This is a genomic window from uncultured Campylobacter sp. (assembly GCF_937997595.1).
GTDB lineage: Bacteria > Campylobacterota > Campylobacteria > Campylobacterales > Campylobacteraceae > Campylobacter_B.
This window is the reverse complement of the sequence record NZ_CALKTS010000351.1, coordinates 1-9160: the sequence shown is the minus strand read 5'-3', so window position 1 is coordinate 9160 and position 9160 is coordinate 1. Positions and strand designations below refer to the sequence as shown.

The following is a 9160-nucleotide window of genomic DNA, read 5'->3' as shown; positions in this document are numbered from 1 at the left end:
TGCCTTTGCATGGAATTTGGCGCGATGGCGGAATTTATGACGGTAACAGAATTTTCTGCGGTAGTAGAATTCCTCCTCAATTCAGAATTTTGAATTGAGGCGGAATTGTGTGTGGCATTAAAATTCCCATCGAGCGTAGAATTTTGTGTGGTGATGGAATCCTGCTCGAAAATAAAATTTTGTTCGCGGGTAGAAGCTTGTTTGCAAGCGGAGACCAACTCACTAACGGGAATTTGCTCGCAAGCGCAATTCCGCTCGGTCGTAGGATCCTCCTGCGAATTCCGCAAATTCTGCGTCGTCTCACTTGAAGGCTCAAAGATCCCGAATGCAACGCCCTTTTCGCAAACATAATAATGCGCTATAAAATTTGCTAGTATAATTTGAAACTGCGTAAATTTAAGCTGCGAAATCTCTAAAATTTTCTTAGTTTTGAAGCTCGGCTTTGCAACCTCGCGCAGAATTACGGCGGATTTGATACTTGATTTTATGGGAACGGATACGATTTGATAAGCTGGGATTTTAAAATTTAAACTATAAGTAAGCGGCTTTAGGCTGGCGCCCAAAACCGCAACTTCATAATAGAGCATTTAGCTATTGAGCTAAGGATTGGCAAAGCTCGTCTTTGTGATCGCAGTCGAATGAACCTACGTTTCTACCCGCTGCCGTAGCCAAAGCCGATGTCGGATAGTAATCAAAAGTAGTACTCTTGCCCGCTACGCTAGCCCTATATGTAGACGTTGCGTTAGCATTGCCGTTCGTAACCAAAGCCCAGCCGTTCCTACCGCCATCTCTCATAGGATAGATAGGTTGCTGCAAAACGCCTTCAAAAAGAGTGGCATTGTCCGAACCCTCCAAAGCAGGCCACGTAGTCACGCCTCTCATCATATTCTCGCTTCTAACTAGCGAAAGTCCGCTTCTAATGGCGGCGATGTCTCCGCGCATCTTAGCGATCGTGGCATCATCGCGCGTAGCGGCTAATCTAGGCACCGCAATGCCCGCCAAAATACCTAAAACGACGATGACAAAAACAAGCTCTATCATCGTAAAAGCTTTTAAATTTTTCATGTTAAATCCTTTGATTTAAAGTGAGATGATTATAGCCAAATTTAAATAAAATTAATTTTAGTTAAAGAAAAAATCCTGCATTTTAAATGGAATTTTGTGAAATTTCATTAAATTCTGCGATTTTTTGTCCGAATTTTACGGACATATCAGTCGGGGTTTCAAATTTTAAAAACTCGCTTTGCGCTACGAGCACGATCGTCGAACCCAGCTCAAAATTTCCCAAATGATCGCCCTTTTTAAAGTTTAAATTTTCATATTCGTAAAGCGCCTCAGCTCTATTCGCGCACGCATTCGTTTGTATTCGCGTATCGAAATCAAATCTCATCTTGCCGACGTTTAAAGCACCCACGAAAACCATCCATAAAATCCCGCCGTTTCGCATTTTGCACTTCAAAATCACGCGCTCGTTTTTAGCGTAGAGGTTTGGAATTTTAAGTAAAAGCTTCTTCGCCACGCTGTAGAGATCGGCAGGGATATAAAGCGCCTGCAGCACGCCCAGATCGCACGGCGCGTGATAATGATGATAATCACGCGGGCTTAGATAGATATTTGCGTAGCTTAAATTTGCGCCGCTTGTATTTTTGCGGCATTGGGCGTCCTCTGCACTCGTTTCGCGGCTCACACTGCTTTCATCGCTATAAATTTCAACCCGCACGCCGCTCGCGGAATAATTTACGCCGCTTTCGTCGCTTATGATTTTCGCTTGTGCGGCGCGAAATTTCATCCCTGCGCTAGCATCTTTTGCGCATCCGGTTCCAACCTCGCCGCTCCCGTTCGTAGCAACCGCCCCGCCATCTAAATTTTTAACCGCTCCGCCGCTTTCGCTTGCCGTAAACGTGTGTCCTAGCAGCTCGCTAAGGCTATATTCGCAGCCCTTTACGCTAAAAGCCCGCAGATCGGCGCAGGTTCCGCTCTCAAAGATCACGCCGTCGCTAGGGCTTATAAAAGCCGTCTCGTCTGCCGCTATCTCGCGCGGACGCAGCAAGCGGCGGGTAAAAAGCGCGTTTAGGCTCGCGTAGCTCTGCGGCGGATCAAATTCGCTCATATCGATTTTGAAAAATTCCACATATTTGCGGTTTATAAAATTTTGTATAAATTTAGGGAATTTCACCGCGGCGATAACCCCAAAAATCCTCGAAATAAAACTTCTCATCTATGCCTTTCTAAGCTTAAGCAGCGCGATCTCGGCATCGGCAAAGACCCTTATCGGCGGACCCCAAAACCCTACGCCGCTGCTTACGTAAATTTGCTTTAGCCCGTCGTTATACAGCCCGTAAAGATACTTCTGGCTAAGCAGCACCAAAAGCGTCCACGGGAAAATTTGCCCCGCGTGCGTGTGTCCGCAGATACACAGATCGACCTCGTCGCGCACGAAGTCCACGACGTATTTGGGCTGATGCGCGAGTAAAATTTTAGGCTTATCGGGATCCGCCTGCGCTAGCGCAGCGCTTAGATCTGGCTGCATGTATCCGAAGCGAAAGCCGCTAAGATCGTGCACGCCCATTAAATTTAGCCCCTCAAATTCCACGCTTTCGTTTTGCAGCACGCGCACGCCCGCTTTTTGCATCGCTGCGATAAGCCTGCTTGCGTCGCCGCGGTAATACTCGTGGTTGCCCGTGACGAAAAATATAGGTTTTTTGATCGCCTCAAGAGGCTGCAAAATATCCCCGAGCTCATCCGAGCGCAGATCAAACATATCGCCCACGATCAGTAGCGCATCGTAATTTAGCGAGTTTATCTGCGCTACGATGCCTTGCAAAAATTCCTTCTTCAAAAACTCGCCCAGATGCACATCCGAGATGACGGCGAAGCTTAGCTCGCGAGCTAAATTTCTGATTTTTATTTCGCGCTCGGTGATTTTTGGAATTTTTAGTGCATTATAAAGCCCCTTAAAAATATAGCTAAACGCCATTATTACGAAGGTTATATCGATAAAGGTTTTTAAAAATTTTCGCCTGTTTTGGCTAAATTTAACTACATGCGCAGCGGCGCTTAGCACATCGTAAGCAAGGCAGATAAAAAAGAGCGAAAAGGATGCCGCCATGCAAAATACGCATAGCTTATAAAGCAGCTCGTTTTTAAAGCTTCCATTAAGCCCAAAACCCGCAAAAAATATTGCATCTAAAATCGCCAAAGCTACGCAAAGCAAGCTCAAGGCAGGGCGGAAGATCACGAAATTTTTATATGGCGTAAAGCGCGCGCTGATCGATCTGTAGATGTAAAGATTAAAAAATAGGAATAAAACTGTGCCGACGATTGGGAAAATATAGGCGCTTTTCAAACTCTAGCCTTGGATATACTCGTCTAGCTTATCTTTATCAAAGCCCGTGATTTCTTGCTTATCGTCTAAAATTAGCGCGCCGCTCCTTTTAAATTTAGTGATGGTGCGCGAAAATGTTTCGGGGGTAACATTTAGAATTTTGGCTATTCTAGTGTATTTCGTGCTCATAAAAATATCGAAATTCTCGCTGATAAACTTAGCAATCTTGCCGTCGCAGTTAAGCACGACTTGATTATCAAAGACTGCATTTAGCGCTCGGATCTTCTCGGACATCGATTTTAAAAGCTCCAGGCAAATCTTTGGATCGCTCATAAACTCGTTTTTAAATTTTTCATAATCGATCTTTAGCACCTCGCCGTTTGTCGAAAACACGCCACTTGCAGGATAGCTCGTCTCTTCGAAATTTACCATCTCCGCCACGAGCGAGATGGGGCGGATCTCGCGCATATGGATCTCACGCCCCTTTGCGGAGGTTTTATAGATTTTTAAAATTCCTTTTAGCAGGATTAATAGATACTGCGAGCGCTCGCCCTCGAAAAATAAAATTTCGCCCTTTTTGTAGCTTTTATGGATGCTAATCTGCTCCAAACGATCGATTTGCGCTGCGCTTAGAGCTTTGAAATAAGGAATTCTCTCAAGCATCGCCGCGACCTATTTTTTAAGCAGGTCTCTTATCTCGGTAAGAAGTTTAATCTCTTCGCTAGGCTCGGCAGGTGCGGCAGGCTCTGGAGCAGGGGCAGGCTTTTTAAGCTTATTGATCGCCTTGATCGCGCAGAATATACAAAACGCGATGATGATAAAATAGACCGTTACCTGGATAAACGAGCCGTAATTTATCGTAACGGCCGGGGTCTGCCCCACCGCTTCTTTTAACACGATCTTAAGATCGGTAAAATTCATACCTCCCGTAAGAAGTCCTAAAACCGGCATCATAATGTCGCTTACGAGCGAGGTTACGATCTTGCCGAAAGCCCCGCCGATGACGACACCCATCGCCATATCGATGACGTTTCCTTTCATCGCAAATTCTTTGAATTCCTGAATGAAACCCATATTGTCTCCTTAAATAAAATGCGCCGATATTAGCCTATTTTTGCTTTGTTTTTGCTTTTTATTAGGAAGTAAAAAGTATAATCCGAGCTTAAATTTAAACCCAAAGGACCTAAATTGTATCGCTTCGCTCCGTCGCCCACCGGCGATATGCATATCGGAAATTTACGCGCGGCTATTTTTAACTACATCTGCTCGCTGCAGGATCAAAGCGGCTTCATCTTACGTATCGAGGATACCGACACTGCGCGCAATATTGAAGGCAAAGATCAAGAGATAATCGAAATTTTAAAGCGCTTCGGCATTAAATGGCAGAGCCTGTATTATCAAAGCAAAAATTTAAAATTTCATCAGCAGTTTGCTGCCAAGCTACTCGCCGAGAAAAAGGCGTTTTGCTGTTTTTGCAGCGAGGAGGAGCTTGAGGCGAAAAAACAAGCCGCCAAAGACGCAGGAGAGGCGTATCGCTACGACGGGCACTGCGAGCATTTAAGCGATGAAGAGGTGCTAAACTGCGAGAAGCCCTTTACTATCCGCCTTAAAAAGCCGGATCACGCGCTGGAATTTACCGACGCGATCAAGGGGCGTATCACATTTGAGCCGCAAAACATCGACAGCTTCGTCATCATGCGCGCGGACAAGACGCCAACTTATAACTTCGCCTGCGCCTGCGACGATATGATGCAGGGCGTGAGCTTCGTAATCCGCGGCGAGGATCACGTCTCAAACACCCCGAAGCAAAACTGGATACGCGAGAGCCTCGGCTACGACGGCGAGATCAAATACGCGCACCTGCCGATCATATTAAATTCCGAAGGCAAGAAGATGAGCAAGCGCGAAGCTAGCTCCTCGGTGAAATGGCTGCTTCAAAGCGGCTACCTGCCCGAAGCGATCGCGAATTATCTGATCCTGCTGGGCAATAAAACGCCGCGCGAGGTCTTTAGTATGGATGAAGCGGTGGAGTTTTTCGATATCGCTAAAATTTCAAAAAGCCCGGCAAAATTTGACGAGGACAAACTCGCCTTTATAAACCGCGAGCATATCAAAAGAGCGAGCGAACAGCGATTGGCGGAGCTTTTTGAGCTTGAGCCGAAATTTGCGCCTTTGATAAAATTTTACACTCAAGAAGCAAGCCTTATCCCACAAATCAAAGAGAAGATCACAGCGATCTACGGCGCGAAAGATATCCCGCAGGAGTGGGCGACGCAGGCGCAGGCGCTGCGAGAGGCGATCTTAAATTTATTGAGCTCAAACGGCGCAAGCGCGGAATTTAATGATTTCAAAACGGCGCTTTCGCAGGCTACAAATTTAAAAGGCAAGAGCCTATTTATGCCGCTTAGGTTTTTACTAACCGGCGCGCCTCACGGGCCGGAGCTTAGCGAGCTGTATCCGCTGATCCGCGCCGATCTGAAGGAGATCGTATGCTAGCAAACAGCCTGATCTACGGCGCGCTCATCACCCTACACTACGCGCTGCAAGCCTATATGATCGTGATCTTTATCGCGTGCGTTTTAAGTTTCATCCGCCCAAATCCGTTCGGTAAATTTTATAAAATCTACCGCGTCATCTCTGCGCTTACGGAGCCTGCGTTCGCGCTGGTGCGTCGCTATCTGCCTACGACTTTCGGCGGGTTTGATCTTTCGCCGCTTCTTATCCTACTCGTGCTTAACTTCTTTGACAGCGCGATAATCTATATCATCAATAGGACGGTCATTTGAAAATATTTCTGAAATTTAGCCTTGTTTTAGGACTGCTGTGCGCCGCAAGTAGCGGTAAAATTTTAAGCTACGAACAGATCAAAGACGAGCCAAAATCCCTAGCCAAGGACTATTACATCTATCGCTTGATCGATGAAACGAAATACAACAAAGCGGAGATTAAAGCTTTAAAACAGAGCATCTTTCGCTACAAGGGCAAACTAAAAGAGAAGCTAGATAGAATTTTCGGCGCCGTTCGCCCTCCTAAGCGTCCGGATCGCTGCGCAGGAGTAACGGCGGCAAATATTTTAGATGCAAATTTAACCTGCAAAAAGGCGCGCTCCTATCCAAATTTTATCGCCAAGCTAAGTCCGTCCGTGCGCGAGACACTCGCTTCGCAACTAGAGAGTCACCAAGACGCGGCTTCGCGAAACGCCGTAAATTTACTGCGCGGATTTAACGACGAAAATCCGAGCGAGTATTTTATGCAGAGCCGCAACGCGCAAAACTACTTTTTATATTACGACTACTTAAAAGGTGCGGGCAAAGACGCTCTGATTGACATCGACGCTGATGCGACCTTCGTTACCGGCCTAAGCGCCCAGCCAAGCTTTAAGGCGGTTCTTAACGACGCGCTAATCAACCGCAAATACCCGCACTTGCGCCGCTCGCTTATGGGCGTCGATCCACTAGCCGTGGAGAAGGACGTAGCGTTTATGCTGGGCGTAAATGCCGTCATGCAGGGCGATGAAGGGGCTGCGCTTGCATTTTTTAGCCGCGCAGCAGCGAGCTTTGAGAAGCCTCACGATGTACACAATGCGAAATTTTGGATCTACCTGCTAAATGGAGATCAAAATGTCTTGCGCCAGCTTGCTAGCAGCGATTATTACAGCCTCTATGCGCTTTATGCCAAGGAGGTCTTAGGGGATAGGAATTTAAACATCATCATCCCAAATCCTGCTAAAAATTCCATCGAAGGCTACGATATCACCGATCCTTTCGCTTGGGTTCGCACGAAAAATAGCGCTGATCAGATGTCGCGCCCACAACTTTTGGAATTTGCTAAAAAATTCGACACCAAGCAAAGCATCGGCGAGTACTCATACATCATGAATAAAGCAAGCGGCGGCAAGGATAACTTCTATCCGACGCCGTTTATGGAACACATCGGCGACGGCGACAACCGCCGCAAGGCGCTAATTTTGGCGCTCGCCCGCCAAGAGAGCCGCTTCGTGCCCGCATCGGTTTCTACCTCGTACGCACTCGGAATGATGCAATTTATGCCGTTTTTGGCTAACGAGATCGGAAAAAAGCAACTCAAAATCGACGGCTTCGATCAAGACGATATGTTCCGCCCGGAGGTCGCTTACCGCTTCGCCAACATCCATATCGACTGGCTGGAGCGCAAAATTTACAGCCCGGTTTTCATCGCATACGCCTACAACGGCGGACTCGGGCTCGTCAAAAAGATGCTTCAGCGCGGCGATATGTTTAATAAGGGCAAATTTGAGCCGTGGCTTAGCATGGAGCTCGTGCCGTATGCCGAGAGTAGGGACTACGGTAAAAAGGTGCTTGCAAATTTTATCATCTACTCGCAAATCCTCGATCCGCGCGCGAAAGTCTCAGTGCAACAGGAACTACAAGATCTGCTGATCCCCTCTCGCAGCGATAACTTTCGCTAAAGCTAACGGCGAGTTCGGAGGATGATTTTAAAAAGCGGCGAGTGCAAAAGATAATTTTCAAATACGGCGAGCGAGAAATTTTAAAAGCCGCCGCTTCAACAAAAGCGCAAAATTTGCCCGCCAAGAGCTTAGACGGGCAGATCAAAGCGGCGAAATTTCGCCGCAAAAGTAGGCAAGGCGCTATAAAATCGTGCGAATTTATTTTGACTTCAGTAGTGAAATTTTATCTCTTGATGCTAGCCAAAGGTTATTTCTGCCCTACACGAAAGGTCGCACGCCATGCAAATTATCGCGACCGTAGTTCTCATGCTAGCCGCCGTTTTGTGCGTATCGTCATTGAAAGACGAAAAGAAACGCTCCGCAAATTTAGCGGCTTGCCTGTTTTTTATGGCGTTTGCGTATTGCGTACAATTCGGCATAGGAGACGATAGCTACGTCCGCGCGGGCGGCGCGGCGCTGATATTGTTTTTTATCTTTGCGCTTGCTTTTTTCGAGCTTTATTTCTGGGGTGACGAGCTTTAAAATTTAAAATTCATTGAAATTTTATCGCGGCGTTTTGTGAGCGATCAAATTAGCGCCCGAACGTATAATTTTAAGTGACATGAAATCAAAATCGGGCGCTTTCGGCTATGGAATTTAAACAGATAAACTATCCGCAGCTTACCCTCCGCAAAGGCTGCGGCGGGTTTAAATTTAGCCTCTTTGCAGCTTTTTTGCAGCGCTTTAAAATTTCGTAACTTCAGATATGCAAACCGCCGTTTTAAAATTTCGGCAAGTTTTAAATTTTAAATTTACGCCTGCCGCTGCGCCGTTTTAGCTAAATTTAACGGCGTGGGACCTGCGAGCGCGAGATGATTTAATCGCGATTTAAATCGTGCGACCCTGCAAGCTGCTTTAAAATTTAGCGATCAAATTTCTATCTGAAAAGCCCTTTGATCTTGCCGAAAAGCGACTTCTCGCCGCCTGTGGAGGTTGTGTTTTTATGATCTTCTGCGGCGGAATTCTCTCCGCCGTCTTCTATCGTATCACCGCTGCACGGAACGAAATTCTCGCCGCTTTCTTTCATTGCGCCGCCATCCGCTTCAGCCGCACTACCGCCGCCCGTTACATCGATGCCGCGCGAGGCGGAATTCCCGCCACCTGTCGTACCGCCTCCGCCTGCCTTGCTGCACTCTATCGCCTCGCCGATCTGCTGTGCGGCGATTTCCGCGTAGATCAGCGCGCCCTGAGTATCACAATTAAAAAGATTTGAAAACGACTCGGACCTATTCAGATCGATCGGATTGGGCTCAATCACCTCGGTAGCCTCAAGCAGCCCCACTCCAAGCTCCGCAGCCAAATTTAGCGCATTTAAAAACACGGGCAAATTCTGCGCATAAAACTCATCT

The 9160-nt window shown here is 47.0% G+C and carries 9 protein-coding genes and 2 pseudogenes; 4 read left to right on the top strand and 7 right to left on the bottom strand.

All coding sequences use genetic code 11. From position 1 onward, the window contains the following. The 6 genes and pseudogenes from Q0614_RS11915 to mscL all read right to left on the bottom strand — a co-directional run. Nucleotides 1-587 (bottom strand): annotated as a pseudogene (locus Q0614_RS11915) (hypothetical protein); the annotation flags it as partial. A 4-nt stretch (nt 588-591) separates the two neighbouring features. Next, nucleotides 592-1065, bottom strand: a complete 474-nt coding sequence (locus Q0614_RS11910; RefSeq protein WP_297987909.1) for a prepilin-type N-terminal cleavage/methylation domain-containing protein — start codon at nt 1063-1065, stop codon at nt 592-594. An 82-nt stretch (nt 1066-1147) separates the two neighbouring features. Further along, on the bottom strand, nt 1148-2218 hold the full coding sequence (asd, locus tag Q0614_RS11905) for an archaetidylserine decarboxylase (RefSeq protein WP_298788932.1): 1071 nt from the start codon (nt 2216-2218) through the stop codon (nt 1148-1150). Further along, on the bottom strand, nt 2219-3346 hold the full coding sequence (locus Q0614_RS11900) for a metallophosphoesterase (protein WP_298788930.1): 1128 nt from the start codon (nt 3344-3346) through the stop codon (nt 2219-2221). It lies immediately after the preceding gene. A gap of 3 nt (nt 3347-3349) precedes the next feature. Further along, on the bottom strand, nt 3350-3988 hold the full coding sequence (locus Q0614_RS11895; protein ID WP_298788928.1) for a Crp/Fnr family transcriptional regulator: 639 nt from the start codon (nt 3986-3988) through the stop codon (nt 3350-3352). A 9-nt stretch (nt 3989-3997) separates the two neighbouring features. Beyond that, the gene (mscL, locus tag Q0614_RS11890) at nt 3998-4399 is read right to left on the bottom strand and encodes a large-conductance mechanosensitive channel protein MscL (RefSeq protein WP_298788926.1); all 402 of its coding nucleotides are present in this window, start codon (nt 4397-4399) and stop codon (nt 3998-4000) included. 114 nt (nt 4400-4513) lie between these two features. Here mscL and gltX point away from each other — a divergent pair, with 114 nt between their 5' ends. The 4 genes from gltX (at nt 4514) to Q0614_RS11870 (ending at nt 8294) form a co-directional block, all read left to right on the top strand. Continuing rightward, complete coding sequence (gltX, locus tag Q0614_RS11885) at nt 4514-5821, top strand: glutamate--tRNA ligase (RefSeq protein WP_298788924.1); 1308 nt, start codon at nt 4514-4516, stop codon at nt 5819-5821. After that, a complete protein-coding gene (locus Q0614_RS11880; protein ID WP_297950403.1) occupies nt 5815-6111 on the top strand; it encodes a YggT family protein in 297 nt (98 codons plus the stop codon). The genes gltX and Q0614_RS11880 overlap by 7 nt, the downstream gene beginning before the upstream one ends. Further along, nucleotides 6108-7772, top strand: a complete 1665-nt coding sequence (locus Q0614_RS11875; RefSeq protein ID WP_298788922.1) for a lytic transglycosylase domain-containing protein — start codon at nt 6108-6110, stop codon at nt 7770-7772. Before Q0614_RS11880 ends, Q0614_RS11875 begins: the two co-directional genes overlap by 4 nt. Nucleotides 7773-8051: 279 nt before the next feature. After that, nucleotides 8052-8294 carry a hypothetical protein gene (locus Q0614_RS11870; RefSeq protein WP_298788920.1) on the top strand — a complete coding sequence of 81 codons (243 nt, stop codon included), beginning with the start codon at nt 8052-8054 and terminating at the stop codon, nt 8292-8294. 394 nt (nt 8295-8688) lie between these two features. Here Q0614_RS11870 and Q0614_RS11865 read toward each other — a convergent pair. Continuing rightward, a pseudogene (locus tag Q0614_RS11865) lies at nt 8689-9160 on the bottom strand (hypothetical protein); the annotation flags it as partial.